The sequence below is a fragment of the Bifidobacterium porcinum genome, assembly GCF_055378475.1.
Genome location: NZ_AP029603.1, coordinates 1,720,319 through 1,743,262 on the forward strand (window position 1 = coordinate 1,720,319; position 22,944 = coordinate 1,743,262).

Below are 22,944 nucleotides of genomic sequence, written 5' to 3' on the forward strand. Positions count from 1 at the left end.
GCCGCCTGCAGCCGAAAACCCCTCTCCGGCTTAGGATGGATGCATGAGCACCGCACCACGACTTCAAGCCGCCAAACGAGACTGGGGACATGACGAAACCGGCTGCACGGTGCTGCATATCGATATGGACGCCTTCTACGCTTCACTGGAAATCGCCCGCAATCCCCGTCTCAAAGGCAAACCGGTGATCATCGGCACCGGAACACGCTCCGTCGTATCCGCAGCAAGTTACGAGGCCCGCACGTACGGTGTAAATTCCGCGATGGCGACCGCACGCGCCCGCCAGTTATGTCCTAACGGCGTGTTCCTGCCCGTCGATATGAGCTATTACCGCATGATGTCGCGGCGCATCTTCGACGAAGTGTTCAGTCAAATCACCGACCAGATCGAACAGGTATCCGTTGATGAAGGCTACATGGACGTATCCGGCGCATTGCGCCAGTGGGGCAAGCCGAGCCGCATCGGCGCCTGGATCCGCGCCCAGGTCGCACAGCGCTATCACATCACCTGCTCGGTGGGCATCGCTTCGAACAAACTGGTCGCGAAAATGGCGTCCACCAACGCGAAACCCGACGGCATGCTGCTCATCCCGGTCAACCGTCAGGCACAGTTCGTGCAGATGATGCCTCTGCGCGGCATTCCAGGCATCGGGCCGTCTTTGGAACGCAAACTCAACAGCTGGGGTATCATCAGCGTCGCCGGCCTCGCCACCACCAGCGAAACCGCACTCGCGCAAGCCACCGGCTCGGCCATTGCCGCACACAATCTGCACATGGCGGCTTGGGGGCTCGACGAACGCGCGGTCACCCCACATACGCCTGAGAAATCCATCGGTTCAGAAAGCACCTTCGATGAGGACACACATGATGCTCGCCAAGTGCGCGGCCTGCTGCGACGCTGCTGCGATGAGGTCGCACGCTCCCTACGCACACGTGGACTGATGGCCCGTACCCTGACCGTGAAACTGCGCTATGCCGACTTGTCGTACACGACACGGGCAAAAACCATGGATCATCCTGCGGACGCGGCAAGCACCCTCTACCCCCAGGCAGTGGAACTGCTCAATACCACGCTGGGGCTCGCCCCCGACACGCCGGACACCACCCCGCTCCCCAAGGAAATCCGACTGGCGGGCATCAGCGCAAGCGGCCTGATTCAGGCACGCGGTGCGATCATCCAACCGACACTGGAGGACATGCTTGAGGAGCATGAATCCGCAAGCGGAGAATCGCGGTCGAATCGGCTGCGCGACGCCGAACAGGCGATGGATGCCGTGAGGCAACGCTACGGGCTCGGCGCGGTTAGCCTTGGCGTTGGCGAGGGACAGGATACACGGCATCGCGCGGTGTCCAACTCGCGCACCGCCCCGGACTCGCATCGATCGAACCACGATTAGCCCCGAAATCGGGATTAACCGCTACATGACCACAGCCGCGCAACCCACAGCCGACAAGCAGCGCCTCTCCGGCGGACGTTCCGACCGGTCAGGAGACCCGCCGGACCCACCTCACTGCCGTTAGCTTGTCTTTCGCTTGCAATCCCGATCAACCGTCAATCAGGCGGCGTGTCGCAAGGCCGAGCACGCCAGTTCGATGGTCTCGTCATCCGCGGTGGACGAGAAGCGCAACGAATCCGGCGCACCGTAGAATTCGCCGGGGCTGGGGACGATGCCCAAATCAGCGAGCGCCGCCATATCGTTCCAGCAGTCACCACTCAACGCCTTGACCCACACGTAGAGCCCTCCCTGCGGCATGTGCGCGTCATAGCCGTAATCGCGCAGCGCGCTGACAAGCGATTCAAGGCGATACCGGTAGCGCTTCCACTGATTGTGCACGGATGCGACATCGCGCAGTCCGGCAGCCATCGCCGCCTGCACGGGTCCCGGAATAATCAAGCCGAGCTGTTTGCGATATGCGGACATGTGCTTGATGATGCCCGCATCACCGGCGATGAACGCGGTGCGATACCCGGCCATATTCGACTGTTTGCTCAGCGAATACAGCATGAGAACGCCCTTGGCGCTGCCCTCGCATACCGCGGATGACAGCACGCACGGCGTGGAGGACAGCGAGAAGGAATTCGCAGCCTGCGCCTCGTTGGAGTCATCATGAGTGGAAGCAGTGCGCCAATCCATCATCGCGTAGCATTCGTCGGACAGCACGACAGCGCCGATCTCGCGCGCCGCTGCGACGATGCCGGCAAGCTGGTCGGCGGACAGCACCGCCCCGGTCGGGTTGGACGGGGAGTTGATCCAGATGGCTTTAACTCCGGGGATGGTCCGCCAGGAATCCGTGTCGGCGACATCGTCGACCTTGTGTACTGAGGCTCCCGCGATTTGCGTGCCGATTTCGTACGTCGGATAGGACACCTTCGGCTGGATGACGACATCCCCCTGGCCGAGACCGAGCAGTGAGGCCATCAGCGCCACCGCTTCCTTGGATCCGACCGTGGGAACAACACCGGCGCCGACCGCGTCCATGTCGACACCGCGGCACACGCGCATCCAGTGGGCGATCGCCCCGCGCAAATCATCGGTACCAATGGTCTTGGGGTATCCGAAGGCGTTGTGTTCGTTGGCGGCTGTGGCGAGCGCACGCTGCACGGATTGCGGGACCGGATCGACCGGGGAACCGACAGACAAGTCAATCTGCCCGTTCGGCGTGTTCATGGCTGTTTGCCGGTATGTGGCGAGTCTCGACCAATCGTAGGTGTTATCGAATGCCGCGAATCCCATGATGTTACTCCTCTCCGCCCCAGCGCGGGGTTGCGTCTGGGTTTCCGCCGCGCCCGGCCGACGCTCAGCCAAGCCAAGATGCGACGGGTGATGACGAGATATACGAGGACGGCCGTCACACGAAAGGTGCGGCGGCCGTCCAACACGCCTGAATGTTCTCAGGACTCCTGGTTCTGCGGTGGCAGGGCGGCCACCTGCGCAGGGTCCTTGCCGATCGGGCCGGCCGCTGACGCTCCGCCCAGATCGCCGACTTCGTCGAAGAAACTCACCGCGGCGTCCTTGTACCAGGCCCACTCCTCGGGAAGATCGTCCTCGTAGAAGATGGCTTCGGTCGGGCACACCGGCTCGCAGGCACCGCAATCCACGCATTCGTTGGGATTGATGTACAGCGAACGTGAACCCTCGTAGATGCAATCCACCGGGCATTCGTCGACACAGGCTTTGTCCTTGACGTCGACGCACGGCTGGGCAATGACATAGGCCATGGCTACCTCCTCATTCGCCATCCACACTACCCACGGTCGGGGACGTGGACGCAGGGGACACGGGAACCGACGAGTCAGGTGAAGACGCCGCAGACACTGACGACGTGGGTGCGTACGCCCGCACACCTGCTCCGCCGGGCAAATGATCGACCAACTCGCCGTTGCCGAGCCGCGAATGCCGGTACGAGTAGCCGAAGTAAATCATGAAGCCGATGGCGAGCCACACTAGGAATCGCAACCAAGTCAACACGCTGAGATTGAGCATAAGCCAGAAGTTCGCGAGCGCGATCAGCACTGGCACCCACGGATTGCCGGGCATGCGGAAGGCGCGCGGCAGGTCTGGCCGCTTACGCCGCATAATCGGGATGCCGAGCGCCACCAGAGTGAACGCCGACAACGTGCCGATATTGACCATATCCGCCAGAATATCGATATCGAAGCAGGACGCGACCAACGCGACAATCAGACCGACAGCGATCTGCAAGCGCGCTGGAGTGCCGTGTTTGCCTACTTTCGACAGGCCTCGCGGCAGCAGACCGTCGCGGCTCATCGCGAACACGACACGCGTCAGGCCGAGCAACAGCACCATAACCACGGTGGTCAAGCCGATCACGATGCCCAGCGAAATGATTTTCGCCGCCCAGGTGGCCCCCGCCAACTCGAAGCCGGTGGCCAGGGACGGACTGTCCGCTTTGGCAAGCTGTTTATAGGAGACCATACCGGTCGTGACCACGGCGACCAGCATGTACAGCACGGTGACCAGACTCATGCCCAAGGCGATGCCGCGCGGTACGTTGTGGCCAGGGTCCTTGGTCTCCTCCGAGGCGGTGGCGACCACGTCGAAGCCCAGGAAGGCGAAGAACACGAGCGCCGCGCCCGACAGAATACCCGGCACGCCGTAGACAGTGGGCTTCATACCGGTCATCCACTGCCACAGCGGCTGCATCATCGCCCCGCTCGCCGACGCGCCACGAACACTCGAAGCCGGCTGTTCAGGCGGGATGAACGGCGTGAAATTGCTTGTTTTGACATAGAAGAAACCGGCAATGACAACGAACAGTACGATGCCGATTTTCAGCACCGTCAACGCGCCGTCAACGCGCGTGGACAACCGGGTGCCGAGCACCAGCAGCACGGTGAAGAACGCCACAATCACCAAGGGGGCGAGGTCAATGGTCAATCCGCCGACTTGCACTTGCGTGGTGGTGTTCCAGCCGATCAGATGCAGGAAGTCGTTCAAATAGACGCCCCAGTATTTCGCGATGACCGAACCGGCCATGAGCATCTCGAGGATCAGATCCCAGCCGATAACCCAGGCGACCAGCTCCCCCATCGTCGTGTAGGTGAAGGTATATGCGGACCCGGCGACCGGAATCATCGACGCGAACTCCGCATAGCACATGACGGCCGCACCGCACACGATACCGGCAATCAGAAAGCTCAGAATCGCCGCAGGACCCGCATGATAGGCGATCGCCTGGGCGCCCACGGAGAATATGCCCGCGCCGACCGCGACCGCGACACCCATCATCGCCAGATCCCACACACCGAGCGTGCGCACCAGCTTGCGCTCGCTGTCGCCTGTTTCCGCGAGCGTCTGCTCAACTGATTTCGTTCTGAAAAGATGCATACAGCTCTCAGATCCTCTCCTCAATGCGCTGTGTGGTATGCCACGGATGGTGGCGGTACGCACGGCGTCTGATTCTACTGCCGTCTGAACGGCGGGCGCAGGTCATGGCCACAATCCCGCGATTTCCGATTGATTGTCACCTGATGAGCCCAGATTGGCTGGTGCCGGATCCGGTCTGATCCGGTGGATCCGGCCTGCCACGGTCACTGCGGCCCCAGGAGGTCACAACGTGACGCCGACGAGCACGGGTTCGGGTACCAGCCGCACGCCGAACGCCTGTTCGACGCCGTCACGGACCGTCCGGGCGAGTTCCGCGATATCCGCAGCGCGCGCCGAACCGCGATTGGTCAATGCGAGCGTGTGCAGCGTGGACAGGCTCGCCGGGGCGCCGGCTGCGACGGCGTACCCCCTGTGGAATCCGGCATGGTCAATGAGCCATGCCGCAGAAGTCTTGGTGCCGGGCTCGCCCGACGGCAACACGGCGGGGAAGCGCGGAGCGTCCTGAGGCAGCCTGGCCGCCTGCGTGTCGTCGAGAATCGGGTTCATGAAGAAACTGCCGCAACTGTGCCGGTTGAAATCCGGGCCGTCCGAGCCGGTCGCCTCACGCTGGGCTTGCAATGCCGCCTGTACGGTGTCGGCACGTTTGGCGCCAGCCATGACCGGGATGCCATAGCGGTGAGCGTCTTCCAGCATGCCTTTGGCGGCGCGCACCTTGAGCACGGCGTCGCGGATCGCCGCAACCGACATACGGTCTCCGACCTCAACGCCGAGCGCCTTGGCGAGTTGCCCATAGCCGACGGTGCCTTCCGCCCCGCGGTGCAGAAGGAACGTCACCGACAGGACCACGAAGCGCGGTGTCGGGAAAAACCTGTCGGACGGCTGCGCAGGAGCGTCGTACATGCTGGCTTTCAGCGCGGACATGCGGTATCCGAAACGCAAATGCTGCGGGTCAAGGGTCACCGTGCGTGATTCCTCGCGATCCCAAGCCTCGACTTGGGCAACACTGGAGGCGACCTCCTGGCCGTACGCGCCGATGTTCTGCACGACCGACGCGCCGACCGTACCGGGAATCCCCGAGAGCCCCTCGACGCCTTCAAGCCCGTGGGCGACGCTTTCGGCGACGAAATCATCCCAGTTGCAGCCGGCGTCCGCGCTGACGGCGACCGTATCGTCCGCCTGCGGCGAACCGAAACGGATGTCTTGGCGCGCGTCCCGCACGACAACACCGTCGAAGGGGGCATCGGCGGCAAGAAGATTCGAACCTCCACCGATGACGCTAAGCGGGAACCCTGCGGCATCGGCCTGCCGCACGGCGTCGATGACACCGTCGCGGGTATCGGGAGTCAGGAAGGTGCGGATCGGCCCGCCCACACCGATGGTGGTCAGGTCGGCGAACGTCGTGGTGCTGTGCTCTGTGGTCATACCCGCCATACTAGCCGCAGGCTTGCCGAGACGGCGTCCCGCGCGAGGTCGGCGGATAACAAAAAAGCCTGACCGAAGTCAGGCTTTCTCGCAAGCGTGATACCATGCTCGAACAGATTCAGCGGGTTTCGCGATGAACCGTCTGCTTGCCGCAACGCGGGCAGAACTTCTTCAGCTCAAGACGGTCAGGAGTGTTACGACGATTCTTGGTCGTGATGTAGTTACGCTCCTTGCACTCCGTGCATGCCAGCGTGATACCCGGACGGATGTCGGCGCTCTTGCTTGCCATGTTGGTTCACCTCTGTGGTCGATTGCTTACCGGCGGTGCCGCCGGCCTTTGTAGCGAGGAAGAGACTCGAACTCTTGACCTTACGATTATGAGTCGTACGCTCTAGCCAGCTGAGCTACCCCGCCATGAGAGCCTCGAGTGAGAATTGGACTCACGACCTCTTCCTTACCAAGGAAGTGCTCTACCACTGAGCTATCGAGGCGTGGCTGGTAATGGATTCGAACCATTGAAGCACGAAGCGCCTGATTTACAGTCAGGTCCCTTTGACCGCTTGGGAAACCAGCCCTTGCCGCAAGCGACCTAGCCGCAACCGGCAACTTGGCTATAATGGCATTTTTGCGGGACAAATGCAAATCAGGCGTGTCGCAAGCCGGAAATCGCCCCGCCAAATCGGCGGTATTTCAGGCGACACGCCGTGGCCGCACACCAGGCCCGCACAGCCCGCGCATCAGACCCGCACGACGACAACACAGCCGCCAGCAGCCCAAGCGCAACCACGGCACGTCCGAAACACCGCCGCAGCGCGTCCGCCGATCAGAATCCAAGCCGCTTGAGGTCGGCGCAGACGCTGATCACCCGGTCGTTCGCCTCACGCTCACCAATCGAGATACGGATGCCCTCGCCGCTGAACACGCGCACGGACAACGCCGCCTTGACGAAGTGTTCCGCCGCCTCGTCAGTACGCTCACCGATCGGCAGCCAGAAGAAGTTCGCGTACGGTTCAGGGAACTCCCATCCCTGAGCACGCAAGGCCGCGACCACACGCGCACGTTCCGCAACCAGCGCCTTGACACGCTCGTCCAGCTCGTCATAGGCGTCCATGGACGCGAGCGCCGCGGTCTGGGCGATCTCCGTGACACCGAAAGGAATGGCCACCTTGCGCATGCCGTCGATCACATCGGCCGGGGCGATGCCATAGCCGATGCGCAGACCCGCAAGCCCGTACGCCTTGGAGAAGGTCTGCGCAACCACGATATTCGGGTATTCGCGGAACAGGTCCATCGCGACATTCGTGTCGGCGGCGGTATTGAACTGGATATACGCCTCGTCAAACAGAACCAGCACGTCCTTGGGCACGGCGGCCATGAGCTTGCGCGCATCCGCATCGGACAAGGATGTGGAGGTCGGGTTGTTCGGATTGTTGACGATAATCAGGCGCGTGCGCTCGTTGATGGCGGCGATCATCGCATCGATGTCATGGCTGCCGTCGGGACGGTTCGGTACTTTCACGCTGGTCGCGCCCGCGTTCGCCACGATAATCGGGTAGGCTTCGAAACTGCGCCACGGGTAGACGACTTCGTCTCCAGGGCCGGCGACCAGATTGACCAGCTGGGTGATGACTTCGGTGGATCCGCAGCCCAGAACGACATTCTCCGGTTTGACGCCGAACTGGTCGGCCAAACGCTCCACAACCGCTGTCCCGCGCATGTCCGGGTAACGGTTCATGCGGCCGACGGCCTTGTCGACGATGGCCTGCTTAACGCTGGCAAGCGGCTCGTACGGATTCTCGTTGCTGGAGATCTTGTACGCGGTCAGACCCGGCGTCTTCGGTGCGGGCTTGCCTTGCTTGTAGCTGGGAATGGTATCAATGATTGCACGATGTAGGTATGCCATGACTCAATCCTATACGCGGCGGCGTCAATCTCCCCGTAACATACCCGCCGGAAGGTCACCATGCGGACATCAGCCCCGCGGCGTGTCGCTTCAGACGTCTTCACCGCCGACGGAACAGCGACATGGGCATGAACCGGCAGCGGCCTTCCACAGCTGCGCGCACATCGGCGGCATCCTTGAGCGACGGCGCTGGAACATCACCGTGCCCGAATACGCACGCGGCGGCCCGACCGGCATGCAACGAGGCAATAAGCCGCATGGCCTGGCCTGAGGATGCGGCGACTGCCTGTCCGTCAGTGACAATCAGCTTGCCGCCGTGCCGTTCCAAGCCGGCACACAGACCGGCATACCGGCTCATCGCGGCGTAGGCGACGGCATCAGCCTGGGCGTCGGTAGTACAGGAGGCCATATCGCATACGAGCATGACCGCATGCACCATGCTGCGCGGGACGCGTTTGACCACGAGACGGCCCGCGCTGGCGCTGCGTTTCCACGCGATGCCGCGCACGGGGTCGCCGGGCTCGTATTCACGCAAGCCCGCGAATCCGAAGGTCGCCCGTCCCCCGCCACGCGCACCTGGTGCAGGTTCGCCGGCAGTCACGTTGACGGGCCCCGGTTCAGGAAGAATCACCAGTTCCGCATCATCGGGGATGACCGTACGCACAACAAACAGACCGAGCGGTTCGCGCCACGACAATACCATGCCGACACGCCGATACCATCCACGCTGATCGGGGACACCGCCGACATACTCCTCCGGATTGAGCCGGATGTACGTGCCGACGGTGCGGATATCACGCGGCAGCATCACCGCATGGCAGAGCCGACGCCAGCGGAGAATCCGTTCCGTTCCCGCGGCCGTGTCCACGGCTGTATCCGGCCCGACCGGCCGTCCAGGCTAAATACGCCGTACCGCAACCGATTGCACAACACCCCAGCACCCGGACATCAGCCACACCGCTGTCCACGCGATGGCTGCGGCTACCAGCACACGGGCGTCGAAGGTCAACGCGGCAAGCCACAACGCCACAATCGCCAGACCGGCCACCAGCCCCGCGGCACCCGGGCGGACGCACCCGCGGCGCATTCTCCACGGCACCCCCGCCCTGCGCAAGCGAGCTTGGCTGGATGCGTGGCGGGCGGGCTTGCCGCCAGCTGACGATTCGTCGGTCATATGATTCACCTGTCAGACGTCCGCGGGACCGGGGTGCGCTCAATCAGCGATTCCACCAGCTGGCGCGCCAGACCGGTCGGTGCGGTACCGTATCCGGCGTTCTCCAGCACCAACCGGTGCGGCAACGCGAACGGCGCCGCCCAACGCACATCGTCAGGAAGTACGAAATCCCTGCCCTCATACAGCGCCTTCGCCCGGGACAGAGCGGCGAGCTGCAGACTGCCACGAGGCGACACGCCGTAGGATACGCCCTCCATCGTGCGGGTGGCGGCCGTCAATGACACCAGATAATGGGCCACCGGCTGCGAAATCTTCACCACGGCGCAGGTATCGCGTATCGCCTGCATCTGGTCGACTTCCGCGACACGATGCAATCCTTCAAGCGGTCTGGACGCATGATCCGACATCACCATCCGCTCCTCCGTCCCGGCAACCGGGTATCCGAAGCCCATGCGGATCATGAACCGGTCGAGTTGTGCCTCAGGCAGCGGATAGGTTCCTTCAAGTTCAATCGGGTTCTGCGTGGCGACAACGATGAACGGCTGCTCCAGATGATGCGTCTGCCCGTCCACAGACACCTGCCCCTCGCCCATCGCCTCCAACAGTGCGGACTGCACTTTCGGATCGGCACGGTTGATTTCGTCGGCGATCACGATATTGGCGAAAATCGGGCCAGGATGGAACGCAAAGGACTCTGTGGCGCGCGAATACACGTTCATGCCGAGCAAATCGCCCGGCAGCAAATCCGGAGTGAACTGGATCCGCCGTACCGTCCCGCCGATTGCCGTAGCCAGAGCCCTCGCCAACGTGGTTTTACCGACTCCCGGAACATCTTCGAGCAGCACGTGACCGCCGGCGGCGAAGGTCAGAACCGTCGTTTCCACCGTCTCGCGCGGACATACAAGCACCGCGTTCAACGCGTCGGCCACGGCATGCAGCACGTCCCGCGCCTGTGAGGTTCCCATCGAAGTGACCATATGCTGTCCCCTGCCTCGTAGCAGATGTCGTGTCAGAACGCACGACCAAAGTCATCTTACCGCCCGGTCCACGCCGCGTGTCGCGTCGGATCTGGCAGGGCAAACAAAAAGGCCCCGGCATAAGCCGAGGCCTTACAAGACGCGGAACGTCAGTTCAGGATCGCGAGCACGTCGCGGGCGGAGACGATCAGATAATCCTCGCCCTGATAGTGCACTTCGGTGCCGCCGTACTTGGAGTACAGCACCTTATCGCCGACCTTGACATCCATCGGGATGCGCTCGCCCTTGTCGTCGCGACGGCCGGGGCCGACAGCCAGAACTTCACCCTGCTGCGGCTTCTCCTTGGCGTTGTCCGGGATGAACAGGCCCGAAGCGGTCTTGGTTTCGGCTTCCGCCTGCTTGACAATGATCTTGTCTTCCAACGGTGTGAGTGAGATCGACACTGTGGACCTCCTCTTTCTAAGAGAAATCGATACTTCCCGCGCCAGGACATCGCTTTCAAGAGGCTGACGATCACTATCGGCGCCGTCCCTTTGCGCTACACCTCATCGTAGCGCGTTGTTAGCACTCTGCCAACTCGAGTGCTAACGCTGAGAGTGAAACCCTAGGAATCACAACGATTACAGGAGTCAAGAAGAGCGGCGCTGCAGCACGGCGCGCAAATCGTGACCCAACGAATCGGTCGTTTCCTCGGGCACATCCACATGCGCGTTCGATTCGGCATGATGGAAGGATTCCGCGTTGTTCACCGGCGTGTCGCCGTGCTTGCCCTGTGTGCGCTCTTGCGCGTGTTCCTTGGCCGGAACCGCTTTGGCGACTTGCCGGGTTGACTTGATTTCCAAGCTTTCCGGGGCATCCTGTTCCGCATGTTCTTCGATGTTGCGCGGTGCGCCCCACGAGAAGGAGATGAGGTCCTGATGACGACCGGCAGCCATATCGAACACGTCCAGCGAAGATGCAGGACTCACTTGGCTGAGTTCACGCGTCTGGTCGGCAGGCTCAGATTGTTCAGATTGTTCAGAATGTTCAGCCTGCTCCTTGCGCGCACCGGGTTCGGCGGGACCGGCGGATTCGCCATGCTCGGCGGTAGCCGGCTCGGCAGGTGTGGCAGATTGCGTTTTACGCGCGTTCGTATCGTCGGCCCCGGCTTGCGCGGCGGCATCAGCATCATTTCGTCCGTTCGCTCCGCGATCGTCCCGGATATCGCGCACCGCCCCGGCATCAGCGTGCTGTTGTCCGCCTTGCCCTGCGGCATCCTTGCGGTCATGGGAACCGGTTTCCGGACCAGTTTCAGCGGCTACGGACTGACGGGACGCTCTGCGCGCCAACCTGCGGTCGCGTTCGACAATGCCCTGTTCAACTGCGCGATGAATCTCTTGCTGTTCCATCAGCGAAGTCTCCACGGCATCCGCCTGGGCTTCCGGTGTCTGATCGACCGGCGCTTGATCGGCTGGCGCCGGGGCGGAATGCTCCCCGGCCTCAATACCTTCGGGCACGCTGCCCGACACGCCATCGACGGCCTTGGCTGCCGCGACAAGTTCCGCTGCTGCGGTCTGCGGCTTGCCGGAACGCGTGCGCTCACGACGCTCCTGCGTCAACAGCTTGGACACCTTGGTCTCCCACGCGCGCGCATGGCAGCTCGCCCGCGCTCCCAGAGCAATCGTCAATACCAGGAATCCAGCCGGGATCAGCACATAGAACGGGGAGAAATGCAACAGATACGACAGCACGCCCATGACAACGCAAGCCAGCAACAACACACATGCGATGATGCGACGACGGCGGATCGACGCCCTACGCAGACGACGAACCTCGGCGATATGCTCATGGGACACCCGCGCCCCCTTTGCCTGTGCTGGCCGCATCACAGCCCCTTTCGTCACCGGCGAATGACCGTCCGAAAACCTCGTACCGCTGTGCTCATCAATCAGATGCAGCGACGGCGAATATTTGTCCTGGCGGCGCCTGATCACCCGCTTCATGCTGTCAGCTGTCCTTGTGGGCAGCCATCCGGCGATGAAAAGTATCAGCACCGCAAGCACAACAATAGCGCTGACACCTTCATAATCCATAATCACCTAGAATAGGTGACCAAGCTGAAAATAGCAGCACAGTCCCGGGGCGTGTCGTGCAGCCGCGCATCAGGCAGATGGCGGCACCTGACCACGCGCGGCGAACGCTGCAGCGAGACCGTCAGAGGGACGCTCCTGTGCGAACAACACATACGATTCGTGATCGCGCCAACGGCCGTTGACATGCATGTACTGCCGACGCACCCCCTCGTCGATGGCGCCCAGCTTCTCCGCCACGCGACGGGAACGATGATTGTCCGGAATAATCGCGATTTCAATGCGATGCAGCCGTGGTCCGTCCGGGCAATCAAAGGCCCAATCCGCCACAATGGCGACCGCAAGCGGTGCGATACCCCGCCCGGCAACCGCCTCATCAACCCAATACCCCACCAGACCGGTACGCATCGCGCCATACGTGATGGCACCCAGCGACACCTGCCCGACAATACGCCCGTGTTCCGTGATCAGGAACAGCGCGCCCGAACCGTCGCGTTCCCGCCTGCGCAATTCGCACACCCACTGGTTGAAGGTCAGCCCCGGGCCGCCAAGCGGATCGTCGGAATCCCACGGGGACAGCCATGCCTGATTACGCCAGCGCAAGGTTTGTAGCTCATCCTCATCGTCAAGCGTGCAAGGCCGCAGTTCAATCGGCGTGGCATCGGCCGGAGCGGTCAGGGACTTCGGCATCACGAATTCGCGCGGCGGCCTGCCGTGCATGATGTCGCGGAATGATTGCAGAACAGACATCGGTTTCATTGTGCCACACCGTCGCGCCACAGCACCGTGTCAAATCATCGTGCGAGATCATCCAGAGACATCATCATGCCGTTTCTTCGTACGATTCGGGGATGAACCGCCGTCTCCACGCGTTGTGATATCCGTGAGGTATGACCACCACACAGAGCGACCACGCATCGGCGGCGACAACCGCTGCAATACCGACAACCACTGGGCCAAATGCGACGCCGGACTCCGCAATGCCCACCGCGAACCTAACGGCAGCACGCGCACAGGCGAAACGCGCGGCAAGACATCAAGCCCTGCAACGTCGAGCAACGCTGAGCGCCCAAGCCTTTGCCGATGCGCGTGCCTCGCTCGCCCGTCAAGCCGAACCGCTGGTCTCGCCGCTTGCCCGTGGGACAACCGTCGCCGCGTACGTATCTATGGGCACGGAGCCTCCGATTGACGGAGTGCTCGAACGCCTGCTCAGCCAAGGGATGCGGGTGCTGGTCCCCCGACTCGGATCGAGCAAGGAACTGGTCTGTGCATGGAGCGAACTGGACGCTCTTGAACGGCTCCACGACATGCCGCGCAGCGCTTCCGGCGGCTTGCGTCCACGCGAACCCTCAGGTCCAGCCCTTGCGTCGGACAGCCTCGGGCAAGCCGAACTCATTCTTGTTCCGGCGTTCGCAATCGATTCGCATGGCTTGCGGCTGGGACGCGGCGCGGGATGGTATGACCGTGCGCTGCTGCAGGCCTCCCCCCAGGCCACCATCATCGGCGTGTGCTGGCCGTGGGAGGCGAACGTGCACGACCTGCCGCGCGACCCACATGACGTGCCGGTCGGCGGTATCCTCACCCCGGAAAGCCTGACGATATTTGACTGATTCGCGCGCTTATCCCGGTTCGCAATACGAGAACACCATGAGTGTCACCGAATCGACTAGGATATGTACGGATTACGAAACGTACCGACCTTTCGATTCTCGTGGAGGGAACACCGTGCCAACCTATCATTACCGTTGCAAGAACTGTGGCTATGATTTCACCGAACAGCAGTCATTCAGCGACGCCCCGATCACCGTATGCCCGCAGTGCGGACTGGAACGTGTGCGCAAGGTCTATGCCGCGCCGTCCATTGAGTTCAAGGGCAGTGGCTTCTACCGCACCGACAGCGGCAGCTCATCGAAGTAACCGCCTTGAGTCCTGAACCGTCAGGTTCCGGCGAAATCAATCATGTGGCGCCCCCGCGGACAATCCAGCGGGGGCGTTGCCGTATCCGACGATACCGGCAGGCGCAGCGGCTCAGGCGGACGTGGTTTCCGCGCCGGCATCAGTGGAGGCGATGACGAGCCGAAATCCAGACGCCATCAGACGGAGTAATCAATAATCCGCGACTTTTGACCACATTCTCCGGTGACGGTTGCGTAGCCGCGTCTGGACATGGTCGGATGGTGACATGGAATCATCACAGACCACATTCGCAGCCGCCTCCGTCAAATCCGACGCCACCAAACGCAAACACCGACGCGGGATGAGTCTTGCCCGACGGCGGTTGATTGCCCGGACGCGACGACTGACGAGCGCACTACTCGCAGGGCTGGCAATGTTCAGCGTGCTCCAATGTGTGATGGCGACGGTGCGCACCCAGCCGATGCTCGTCACCACCGCACACGTCAGCCGCGGGGAACGGCTTCACGCCACGCAACTGGCTACCACCAGCGTGCCCGCGCATGCCTCGTTCGCCCAGGCTCCGGCGACACCAGCTCAGGTTGAATCGTCAATCGCGCTCGTCGATATGCCAGCCGGCACACTCATTCTGGCATCGCATATCCGCGGCCGTCCTATACCACCGGAAGGTTCCACGGTCATCGAAACACCGCTGGCCAGTCAACCCGACAGTATGGTTGCGGGCGATACGGTCGACCTGATTGTCGGCCAATCCTGCGATGCGATTGGGTATTCGGCTTCATCTTCGACTGCAGAAAACGCCGGAACCGACGACGGGCAGCAAGCCCAACAGCCACAAGCCCAACAACCGCAAATTCAAGCACCTTCGCAAACCCCCGAGGAGTATCCGCCCGCGGATGCGTCAGCGGGAACTGACAGCCAGCCCGGCCAACCGTGTGTGATTGCACAAGAAGCCACCGTCATCACCGTCCCTTCGGACTCTTCGGACGGCGTCACGCCCGGCACCGACAGCAAGACGGCCATCGCCATGCGTCCCGAAGAGGCGCTCGCGCTTATGCGCTTGCCGGATGGCCTGCCGGTCATCGCAGCGCGACGGGCTGCGCAATCGGCTTCGGATCAGGGCGCTCAGTGACAACCGACACACAGCACCCAAGGCAGCGCCCAAGCGGCAACTCCCAGGCGCGCGTGAAACCCGGCGATGCAGCCGGCGAATCGGCGGATTACCGGCCGCGCTCGTTGAACACGGCCCAGTGCGGCGGCAATTCGCCGAGAATACGCTGATCGTCGTCGGCATCGCGCTGTTCGCGCGTCTGCACGTCAGAAGGCTCCAACTTGACGCCATCAGCATCGAAGCGTTCAGTGCCCTTCATCGTGACACGATGATGACGGCGAGGCGTGCGACGGTGCGCATCATACGAAGGCATTCACGCCTCCCGGTACAGCGTGCCGATACGGGCGACCATGCGGTCAACCTCCTTATCGGGGTTGACGAATGCGGCGACGCTCCATACCGTCATCACCGACCACCCAAGCTGAGCCAACTCCTGCGGAAGCAGGCGGTGGCGGGTACGCGTGGACTGGATGCCCATGAACTGGGCGTCATCGGTGAGCACTGCCAGCGCGTATGGCTTGCCTTTGACGCCGATGACCAGCGGAATGCGCATGCCATCGGAGAAGCCGTAATCCACGGCAACGTCCAGCCCGCGGGCGCGAATACGGTCCGCCAAATCGTTGAACAGGACATTGTCACCGGCCGACGCAGGCTGCGGACGCAGCGCACTGGAATCCAGCGTTTCCGCCCACTGCAACAACCGCTTGAGCAGCTGCGGGCCAGGCTGGTGAAGACGCTCATCATCTAGATCCTCAGGACCGAAGGAGGAGACGATATCAAGATTGCGGTCGGCGAGTGCAACGGCGTCAAGCAGCATGCCCTTGCCACCGTTGCCTTCAAGCGGGCCGAACTGCTGCAACAGCCTGCCGTGCGTGGTTTTCGCATAGCACATCGAAACGATGGCGTCTGTGGTTTGTGCCCCGGCGACTTCGTCGATGCCAATCAGCCGGACATGCCTGAGGAACCGCCCCATCGCCTTGTCCTTGGTCGCCAAGGACTTGAGTTCTGCGCCCAAACGGGAACGGAACGTTTCAGTCAGCGTCACGACGGTGAGCATGTAGTCGACGGGCACCACGGTGAATGACCCGGCACGGTCGCAAATCAGCTTAGTGACCGTGGAAATCTCCTGCTGGCTGCTTTCTACGAGTCCGGAAGAGATGACCGGTACGCCCGTGCCTTCGATCCGGTGCAGTCGAACCGTGCCCTGCATGCCTTCCGTCGGCGCGGCATGACGAATCTCGCCGTAGCCTTCCTTGCGCAGGAATACCGACAGCTGCGGGGAACGCCGCGTCAGGCGGGAGCGTACCGAAACATGCGGCAGGATGCCGATCAAGGCTTTCACGCTCGGGGAAGTTACTGTTGCACAATGCGCGATGAGCACCACCTGACGGGCGCGGCAGACGATGGTGAGCAGTTCGATCGCCGGCAGATGAGCTGCGGCGTCGATAATCACCACATCGGCGAGCGGGACGGGATCGGTCAGCGCCGCGAGTGTGGACGGCGTACCCATAAGCACCGGCTTGGCGAGCGTCATAATCTGCGGGTGGTCGTGTAGCACACGGTTGAACGGGGTGCTCTGCCCGCCCGCGAGCACAGTGTGCAGCTGGTTTGCCTCCTGCGTTTTCGAGAACAGCAGATCGCACAGCTTGCGGATGGATTCCTGATGAATCATCGGGCCGATCGAGCGCACATGCTCGGTATCGACCTGTGCGAACCGGTCGGCGGCCGTCTGCAGCGCGGACCCGTCCTGATTCGAGATGATGGCGGATTCCTTGACGATGTCCTCGAACACGGTCGTCCACCACGACAGCTGAAGCTCGCCTTCAACCGCTTCCACGGGAACGTGGCGCGCCCGCAAATCGTCGACCAGCTCATCCAACCCGACGGAGCGGAAGTCCTGTTCGAGACGGCACCGGCCGGGCAGGGTGTCCAATGCCATGTGGTCGTTGTACAGCGCCTTGAGCCGTTCCTCAAGCGTGTTGAAATCAAGCGATTCCAGGTTGCCGCCCTTCGGCGTGGTGGCCAGCACCGCATCGAGGGAAGTGATGTCGCGCATCAGAGCGTCCTGGGTTTCCAGAATCGTGTCCAGCTTCGGCGGGAGCACCGGCCAGCCGCCGTGAGGCACGAACAGATGCCATTGCTCGGATTGCTTGGCAACCACGACAAGTGCGTCATGCAAGTTCTCAACCTGGGCGCCGACACGCAGCAGGCTCTTGGCTTCCTTGACGAGGCGGCGACGTTCCCAGAAGCCCAGATCGGAGCCTTCGGCCTTGCGTTGCTGCTTGGATTTGCTCGCCTCAATCATCGCGTCGATGTCGCGTTCGAAGATCTCCGGCTGGAACACGTCAAGCACGCGGCGCAGATTCTTCAACACCGTCACCTGACGTCCCCACTCCTGCGCTGTCGTAGGCACAGGGAATCCGCAGGTCTGCACGGTGGTCGCCACTTGCTCGCGGGTGGCGGGCAGCAGTTTCTGCATGACGTCGACAACCCGCTGATACGCGTCGACAGCCTGGTCTTCGGTTGTCAAGGACGCCTGATACCAAGCGGTATCGTCCGGGCCGATCGTGAATTCGCCGAGTTCGCCGGCGGTGGTGAGCTTGTGCGCCCACTCGTCCATATGCCCGTTGAGGGTGCGAGCGGCGGATTGACTCAGCCGCACGTGGGTCGCCGGGTGGGTCGGCAATGTCGCGATGCTCGCGAGGTTCTGGATGGTCTGGTATGCCGAGACACCCCAACGCTCGTTGACGCCGTGCAGGTCGCCCAGATACCGGGTCAACCGCGAGCGCACGCCCACCAGCTCGTCGGACAGCTGGTCGAAACGGCTTGCCGCGTTGCCTGCGCGGTAGCCCACCGCGGCGATCAGCTGCTTGTCGATGGCGGTGTTTCCCTGCTCGTCGGCGATGTCAAGAACCATATCGCCCATGCTGTTGGCGCCCATAAGCCGGGTGAAGCGGCGCTTCTGCTCGGCCACGCATGGGACGTAGAGCACGGATTTGCCGTTCATTACGCACCGCGAGGCGATGGCCGCGGCTTGGGCGGCAGTGCCGCTGCCGACCTCGCTATCCACGATGATGGAATGCCCGGCTGCGGCGAGATTGGCCGCATACCGCACGGTGTTGTCCACATCGCCTATTTCGAATTCGGCATGCGGATCGCCGTCGAACGGGCTGAATTCGGGGATTTTATCGGCTTCGATGTCGTGAAGCGCCTGAGGCAGGCCGGCAAGCGCGTCAAGAATGGTGTTGCCGCTGGCCCCATGGCGCAAAGCGTCGATGATCCGCTGGCTTTCCAGCAGAATCTGCGCGCTCGGATCCATGAAGCAGCCGACGATGATGTACCGATCGATGTTGAAATCGGTGAACGCCTTGCGGGCCCGCCGTTCAATCGCGGCGAACACTGCGGAAGTCTCCGGGGTGCCGTTGGGGTAGTTGGAGCCGTCGAACAGCTCGTCTTCGTCGAGGTTGACGCCTTGATCATGCAGGGCGGTCACGAACGAGGGGTTGAGCCGGCCGCGACCCGTGAAGCTGATGGTTGCGTCGGTTTCGCCGCCGCCCGGCTTGCGCGTCACATCGACCGGATACAGCAGCACCGGGACGGATTTTCCGGACCATGTTGCCACGCCAACGACCATGGACAGTTCGGCGACTCCGCTGAGCCGGCTTTTCGTGGTCTGGTCCTCGTAGACGCGTTCCAGACGACGTCCGGCAGCCCGGAGCATGCCGGCGTCACGGAACAGGGAATCAAGCGGCGCCTTGCCGCTGGCGAACAGCTGGGCGATACCTGAAGGATGCGCGTGCGTCAAATCAAGCTGCGCCGACAGCTGGCTGATATCCTCAAGCGGAGACGGCGCCAAGGCGTTGCGATAGTCGTCACGCCAATGACGCATACGCCTGAGTGCTTCCTCAGACTGGATGGATTCACTCACCTTCGACTCACTTCCCTACCGCTTTGCGGTATTCCTGATAGCCCTGATTGCGCGAAAGCGCCGCGTCGACATCGGCGTTGCCCTGCGCCGCAAGCCACGTGTACAGGTCATCGTACAGCGAGGGGTTCATCGCAAGGAACGGCAACAGTTGGGCGTGCCGCGCGATCTGGAACTGGACGGTGTAATCACTGGTGGTCTTCGCCTGCTGCGAGGTGTATCCGCCGACCTGCACCATCTGCTCCTGCTTGTCGAAATCGCCGCGGGAGACACGCTCGAACACCGACCCCGGCTCGAATACCGGCTTGAAGTTCTGTTGCGGATCGGCAGATACCTGCGGCTGTTGCATACCCGGCTGCTGGGCTGCGGGCTGCCCTGCGGCGGGACGAGCGAAACGGCTGTAATCCTGCGACTCAGCGGTCTGCGATGCCTGCTGCGGTGCGGATTGAACGGGTTGCGTAGCCTGCATGACCGGAACGGCCTGCGCGGGCTGGGCAGCTTGTGAGCCTTGCGCGGCTGGAGCATACTGGGCAGTTGGAACGCCTTGCACAGCTGCAGATGTCTGCGAAGCGGAAGCTTCCATCGGTGTGAAGGTCACACGCGGCGCCTGTTGAATAGGCTGTTGCACTGCCTGAGCAGGCTGTTGCGCCACCACGGGATCAGGACCGGCTTGCGCAATCTGCTCTTCAGGGGCTTGTACGGCAGATGCCGGGGATTCATGGGCCGGGGACTGATCAGCCAAAGATTCATCGGCTGATTGATTGGCCTGCTGACCCTCAGTGGTCGGTTGTTGCGCATTGACCGGCTGGCGCTGTGTATCGCGGTCGCTCGCGGCACGCGCCGCCTGTACCTCATGGATTCGCTGTGCGCTGAACAAATCATGCACCGACACCACGTCCGGCTTTGACGGGTTCGAGGCGAGGGCTTCGCTCTGCTCGGGTGCAACAGAGCCACCATTGGCGATGTCGGAGGGCATGTTGCCGGCAGAATCGCCTTGGGTGGTCTCGCTTTCGGCCTGATGCTGGCCGCCGACAGCCTCAGCCCTGTCCTGACCTGATGCCGACGAACCGGCATCCGACTCAGACGGCTGCTGCTTGGCTTGATTTTCCTGCTTGCTGCGTTTCTCGGCATCGGCGAACAGATCACGCGGTCCGGGCTCGTTCATGCCTCCCGGCTGCACGGTCAACGGCAGCTCTTCGAGCGGATGCTGTTCGGCGAACTGACGTTGCTGGGTGACGGTGACCACGGGATCAGGCAGGATGGGCTGCGCACCGAACGCACGCGCCGGCGAAGTCCCGCGCTGCACAGGCATCGCACCGGAGGCGGACTGGCGAGAGACGGAATCGCGCTGACCGGCATCCGCACCGGCAACCGTATGCCCGGCGGGGGACGCTTGCTCTTGCGCTGTTTCTTGCCCCGGTTGGGCCTGCCGTTGATTATCCGACACGTTCTCGTCCACGGGCTGCTCCGGCTCTGTGCCAGCGAGCTTCGGCACATGCAGCGAGGCGTCGCGCAACTCACGCAGGCGGTCGGCGACATTCTGCGAACTGAACATCGCAGTCGGCTCACCGGCGCGCAGATTGAGGATGTCGTCCACGGACATATCGGATGGATCGGGCTCCTGCTTCGCGTCATCAGGGGCATAGGAGAACAGGTCCGTCACCTTGGGCTCGACCCGCTCCTGTGCGTCCACACGGATGAAATCGACGGGAATATCACCGAATTGCAGGCGAATCGGCGAATATTTCAGCTCGCATTCCACACCGGGCTGCAGCCGCGTCAGTTCGCCGTTCTCGCGGATCATATACGAACCGTTCGTGGAGTTGAGATCACGCACATCCGCGGAACCGTCCTCATGCACCGTGAACAAGGCATGGCGTTTGGACATGGAGCGTTCGCTGTCGGGGACTTCAAGCCTTCGATTGCCGTCATCGGCAAGCGGGCGCAACGGTTTACGGCCGATTTCAATGCTCTCCCCCGGCTTTACATCCGTTTGTTCGGCGCCATTGACCTTGATGATCCACTGCTGCCCGGATCGCTGCTCAGTCACCTTGCGGCCTTCCTTTCGCCTGGTACGCGCAATTGCACACTACCTGCCATTGTGCCATGTTCTCCCTATTATCGCTCATAGCCTTGGAATGTATTGACAAGTTCCACGCAATGACGTGTCGTTTGCGGACGCCATCAGGTTGCGATCACCCACAAACTGTCTACGCTGACAACCCACCCAGTGTAGACAGTTTGAGAGGGGTGGACGGGGACCGCGCGGTGTGATTCCGCCAGATGCGATTCCGGTGGATGCAACACCCAAGACACAACAAAAACGACCCCGACCGCCCAATGGACGATACGGGGTCGTTACGCTCAAAAAACTCAAGCGAAATGGTGCGGCTCAAGCCGCGATCATTACTTGAGCTCGACGGTAGCGCCAGCCTCTTCGAGCTGCTTCTTGGCCTTCTCGGCATCTTCCTTCTTGGCCTTCTCGAGAACCGGCTTCGGAGCCTCGTCCACGAGCTTCTTGGCGTCAGCCAGGCCGAGGTTGGTGATGGCCTTGACAGCCTTGATGACCTGGATCTTCTTGTCGCCAGCGGAAGTCAGGACGACGTCGAACTCGGTCTTCTCTTCCTCAGCGGAATCGCCAGCAGCCGGAGCGGCAGCGACGACAGCAGCGGCCGGAGCGGCAGCCTTGACGTCGAACTCATCCTCGAAGGCCTTCACGAACTCAGAGAGCTCGACGAGGGTCATTTCCTTGAACGCATCCAGGAGCTCTTCATTGCTGAGCTTAGCCATAATGGCTTCCTTTCAATCATGGCAGCGGGTTGGTTTTGGGTTGGTGTCCCGCGGCCTACATGTTTTTTTGTTGTTGAGATACCGATATCGTAACGGGCGAGCCCGCGCGAAATCAGGCAGCCTTTTCCTGCTTCTCGCGCAGAGCGTCGATGGTGCGCACGGCCTTGGTCGGCAGTGCGGTGAACAGGTACGCAGCCTTGGACATGGTGCCCTTGATTGCGCCGGCCATCTCGGAAAGCAGTTCCGGACGAGACTTGAGGTCTGCCAGCTGCTTTGTGCCCTCGGCGTCGTACACGGTTCCGTCGTAGAAACCGCCCTTGACGATAAGAGCCTTGTTCTTCTTGGCGAAGTCACGCAGGACCTTCGCACCGGCAATGGCGTCGCCATTCACGAAGGTGATGGCGGTCGGGCCGGCGAGCAGCTCATCGAGCCCCTCGATACCGGCTTCCTTTGCGGCGATGCGAGCCAGCGTGTTCTTAGCCACAGCGTAGGAAGTATCGCGGCCTAGCTTTTCGCGCAGCTCAGAGATCTGCGGAACGGTAAGCCCGCGGTACTCGGTCAGGTAAATCGCGTCAGCGTTACGGAATTTGTCCGTAAGCTCGGCGATCACCGCTTCCTTTTCGGGCCTCTTCATGGCGTTCCTTCCTAAGTCAACCGTTGACGTTCGGAACCGACCCACCAAACCGGGCAATAAAAAAGCCCTGCACACAGGCAGAGCACACTCGCCGCTTCAGCGGCTTTCTGTTCAACCTGCGATGGCTTGGCGAACCAATTTCGGCGACCTTGCGGTCACACCAACGGTCTGTGGTT

At 62.2% G+C, this 22,944-nt stretch carries 21 protein-coding genes and 3 tRNA genes; 4 read left to right on the plus strand and 20 right to left on the minus strand.

Features of this window, described 5'->3' with window-relative positions; translation table 11 throughout:
• Window positions 1-43 precede the first annotated feature (43 nt).
• Window positions 44-1,396, plus strand: coding sequence for a DNA polymerase IV (gene dinB / locus ACZ41G_RS06875; protein ID WP_464145055.1), 1,353 nt, complete (start codon window positions 44-46; stop codon window positions 1,394-1,396).
• Between the two features lie 159 nt (window positions 1,397-1,555).
• On the opposite strand, the gene dapC is transcribed toward dinB, so the two are convergent.
• The 15 genes from dapC to ACZ41G_RS06950 all read right to left on the minus strand — a co-directional run bounded on the left by dapC (window position 1,556) and on the right by ACZ41G_RS06950 (window position 13,144).
• A complete protein-coding gene (dapC, locus tag ACZ41G_RS06880) occupies window positions 1,556-2,734 on the minus strand; it encodes a succinyldiaminopimelate transaminase (protein WP_441481995.1) in 1,179 nt (392 codons plus the stop codon).
• Window positions 2,735-2,892: 158 nt separating this feature from the next.
• Window positions 2,893-3,219 carry a ferredoxin gene (fdxA, locus tag ACZ41G_RS06885; RefSeq protein WP_015450985.1) on the minus strand — a complete coding sequence of 109 codons (327 nt, stop codon included), beginning with the start codon at window positions 3,217-3,219 and terminating at the stop codon, window positions 2,893-2,895.
• 10 nt (window positions 3,220-3,229) lie between these two features.
• Window positions 3,230-4,849, minus strand: a complete 1,620-nt coding sequence (locus ACZ41G_RS06890) for an amino acid permease (protein ID WP_464145057.1) — start codon at window positions 4,847-4,849, stop codon at window positions 3,230-3,232.
• A 222-nt stretch (window positions 4,850-5,071) separates the two neighbouring features.
• Complete coding sequence (locus ACZ41G_RS06895) at window positions 5,072-6,271, minus strand: UDP-N-acetylmuramate dehydrogenase (RefSeq protein WP_464145059.1); 1,200 nt, start codon at window positions 6,269-6,271, stop codon at window positions 5,072-5,074.
• Between the two features lie 118 nt (window positions 6,272-6,389).
• Complete coding sequence (gene rpmG / locus ACZ41G_RS06900; RefSeq protein ID WP_003814458.1) at window positions 6,390-6,560, minus strand: 50S ribosomal protein L33; 171 nt, start codon at window positions 6,558-6,560, stop codon at window positions 6,390-6,392.
• A gap of 51 nt (window positions 6,561-6,611) precedes the next feature.
• A tRNA-Met gene (locus ACZ41G_RS06905) sits at window positions 6,612-6,685 on the minus strand.
• A gap of 5 nt (window positions 6,686-6,690) precedes the next feature.
• A tRNA-Thr gene (locus ACZ41G_RS06910) sits at window positions 6,691-6,762 on the minus strand.
• Between the two features lies 1 nt (window position 6,763).
• Window positions 6,764-6,845, minus strand: a tRNA-Tyr gene (locus ACZ41G_RS06915).
• 249 nt (window positions 6,846-7,094) lie between these two features.
• Window positions 7,095-8,174 carry a histidinol-phosphate transaminase gene (locus ACZ41G_RS06920; protein WP_101452464.1) on the minus strand — a complete coding sequence of 360 codons (1,080 nt, stop codon included), beginning with the start codon at window positions 8,172-8,174 and terminating at the stop codon, window positions 7,095-7,097.
• A 100-nt stretch (window positions 8,175-8,274) separates the two neighbouring features.
• A complete protein-coding gene (locus ACZ41G_RS06925) occupies window positions 8,275-9,042 on the minus strand; it encodes a DUF58 domain-containing protein (protein ID WP_464145061.1) in 768 nt (255 codons plus the stop codon).
• Window positions 9,043-9,072: 30 nt separating this feature from the next.
• Window positions 9,073-9,348, minus strand: a complete 276-nt coding sequence (locus tag ACZ41G_RS06930) for a hypothetical protein (protein ID WP_464145062.1) — start codon at window positions 9,346-9,348, stop codon at window positions 9,073-9,075.
• A 5-nt stretch (window positions 9,349-9,353) separates the two neighbouring features.
• Window positions 9,354-10,313: an AAA family ATPase gene (locus ACZ41G_RS06935; RefSeq protein ID WP_464145063.1), complete on the minus strand. Its 960-nt coding sequence runs from the start codon at window positions 10,311-10,313 to the stop codon at window positions 9,354-9,356.
• Between the two features lie 161 nt (window positions 10,314-10,474).
• A complete protein-coding gene (groES, locus tag ACZ41G_RS06940) occupies window positions 10,475-10,768 on the minus strand; it encodes a co-chaperone GroES (protein WP_015450992.1) in 294 nt (97 codons plus the stop codon).
• A gap of 186 nt (window positions 10,769-10,954) precedes the next feature.
• A complete protein-coding gene (locus ACZ41G_RS06945) occupies window positions 10,955-12,397 on the minus strand; it encodes a hypothetical protein (RefSeq protein ID WP_464145065.1) in 1,443 nt (480 codons plus the stop codon).
• A gap of 69 nt (window positions 12,398-12,466) precedes the next feature.
• On the minus strand, window positions 12,467-13,144 hold the full coding sequence (locus ACZ41G_RS06950) for a GNAT family N-acetyltransferase (protein ID WP_044098532.1): 678 nt from the start codon (window positions 13,142-13,144) through the stop codon (window positions 12,467-12,469).
• 140 nt (window positions 13,145-13,284) lie between these two features.
• Between ACZ41G_RS06950 and ACZ41G_RS06955 the strand changes: the two genes are divergently transcribed.
• The 3 genes from ACZ41G_RS06955 (at window position 13,285) to ACZ41G_RS06965 (ending at window position 15,440) form a co-directional block, all read left to right on the plus strand.
• Complete coding sequence (locus tag ACZ41G_RS06955; RefSeq protein ID WP_464145066.1) at window positions 13,285-14,004, plus strand: 5-formyltetrahydrofolate cyclo-ligase; 720 nt, start codon at window positions 13,285-13,287, stop codon at window positions 14,002-14,004.
• Between the two features lie 115 nt (window positions 14,005-14,119).
• On the plus strand, window positions 14,120-14,311 hold the full coding sequence (locus tag ACZ41G_RS06960; protein ID WP_464145067.1) for an FmdB family zinc ribbon protein: 192 nt from the start codon (window positions 14,120-14,122) through the stop codon (window positions 14,309-14,311).
• A gap of 265 nt (window positions 14,312-14,576) precedes the next feature.
• Window positions 14,577-15,440, plus strand: coding sequence for an SAF domain-containing protein (locus ACZ41G_RS06965; RefSeq protein WP_464145069.1), 864 nt, complete (start codon window positions 14,577-14,579; stop codon window positions 15,438-15,440).
• 88 nt (window positions 15,441-15,528) lie between these two features.
• Here the strand turns inward: ACZ41G_RS06965 and ACZ41G_RS06970 are convergent, their stop codons facing one another.
• The 5 genes from ACZ41G_RS06970 to rplJ form a co-directional block, all read right to left on the minus strand.
• Window positions 15,529-15,732 carry a hypothetical protein gene (locus ACZ41G_RS06970; RefSeq protein WP_015450998.1) on the minus strand — a complete coding sequence of 68 codons (204 nt, stop codon included), beginning with the start codon at window positions 15,730-15,732 and terminating at the stop codon, window positions 15,529-15,531.
• Entirely contained in the window at window positions 15,733-19,347 is a 3,615-nt protein-coding gene (locus ACZ41G_RS06975) for a helicase (protein ID WP_464145071.1), read from the minus strand.
• Between the two features lie 7 nt (window positions 19,348-19,354).
• Window positions 19,355-21,394, minus strand: a complete 2,040-nt coding sequence (locus ACZ41G_RS06980; RefSeq protein WP_464145073.1) for an FHA domain-containing protein — start codon at window positions 21,392-21,394, stop codon at window positions 19,355-19,357.
• A 356-nt stretch (window positions 21,395-21,750) separates the two neighbouring features.
• The gene (gene rplL, locus ACZ41G_RS06985; RefSeq protein WP_015451001.1) at window positions 21,751-22,134 is read right to left on the minus strand and encodes a 50S ribosomal protein L7/L12; all 384 of its coding nucleotides are present in this window, start codon (window positions 22,132-22,134) and stop codon (window positions 21,751-21,753) included.
• 112 nt (window positions 22,135-22,246) lie between these two features.
• Window positions 22,247-22,768: a 50S ribosomal protein L10 gene (gene rplJ, locus ACZ41G_RS06990; protein ID WP_015451002.1), complete on the minus strand. Its 522-nt coding sequence runs from the start codon at window positions 22,766-22,768 to the stop codon at window positions 22,247-22,249.
• Window positions 22,769-22,944: the final 176 nt, after the last annotated feature.

Excerpts from the sequence above, each read along its gene's own strand:
- dinB (WP_464145055.1), top strand. The coding sequence starts at position 44 with ATGAGCACCGCACCACGACTTCAAGCCGCCAAACGAGACTGGGGACAT.
- dapC (WP_441481995.1), bottom strand. The coding sequence starts at position 2,734 with ATGGGATTCGCGGCATTCGATAACACCTACGATTGGTCGAGACTCGCC.
- fdxA (WP_015450985.1), bottom strand. The coding sequence starts at position 3,219 with ATGGCCTATGTCATTGCCCAGCCGTGCGTCGACGTCAAGGACAAAGCC.
- ACZ41G_RS06890 (WP_464145057.1), bottom strand. The coding sequence starts at position 4,849 with ATGCATCTTTTCAGAACGAAATCAGTTGAGCAGACGCTCGCGGAAACA.
- ACZ41G_RS06895 (WP_464145059.1), bottom strand. The coding sequence starts at position 6,271 with ATGACCACAGAGCACAGCACCACGACGTTCGCCGACCTGACCACCATC.
- rpmG (WP_003814458.1), bottom strand. The coding sequence starts at position 6,560 with ATGGCAAGCAAGAGCGCCGACATCCGTCCGGGTATCACGCTGGCATGC.
- ACZ41G_RS06920 (WP_101452464.1), bottom strand. The coding sequence starts at position 8,174 with ATGGCATACCTACATCGTGCAATCATTGATACCATTCCCAGCTACAAG.
- ACZ41G_RS06930 (WP_464145062.1), bottom strand. The coding sequence starts at position 9,348 with ATGACCGACGAATCGTCAGCTGGCGGCAAGCCCGCCCGCCACGCATCC.
- ACZ41G_RS06935 (WP_464145063.1), bottom strand. The coding sequence starts at position 10,313 with ATGGGAACCTCACAGGCGCGGGACGTGCTGCATGCCGTGGCCGACGCG.
- ACZ41G_RS06945 (WP_464145065.1), bottom strand. The coding sequence starts at position 12,397 with ATGGATTATGAAGGTGTCAGCGCTATTGTTGTGCTTGCGGTGCTGATA.
- ACZ41G_RS06950 (WP_044098532.1), bottom strand. The coding sequence starts at position 13,144 with ATGTCTGTTCTGCAATCATTCCGCGACATCATGCACGGCAGGCCGCCG.
- ACZ41G_RS06955 (WP_464145066.1), top strand. The coding sequence starts at position 13,285 with ATGACCACCACACAGAGCGACCACGCATCGGCGGCGACAACCGCTGCA.
- ACZ41G_RS06965 (WP_464145069.1), top strand. The coding sequence starts at position 14,577 with ATGGAATCATCACAGACCACATTCGCAGCCGCCTCCGTCAAATCCGAC.
- ACZ41G_RS06970 (WP_015450998.1), bottom strand. The coding sequence starts at position 15,732 with ATGCCTTCGTATGATGCGCACCGTCGCACGCCTCGCCGTCATCATCGT.
- rplL (WP_015451001.1), bottom strand. The coding sequence starts at position 22,134 with ATGGCTAAGCTCAGCAATGAAGAGCTCCTGGATGCGTTCAAGGAAATG.
- rplJ (WP_015451002.1), bottom strand. The coding sequence starts at position 22,768 with ATGAAGAGGCCCGAAAAGGAAGCGGTGATCGCCGAGCTTACGGACAAA.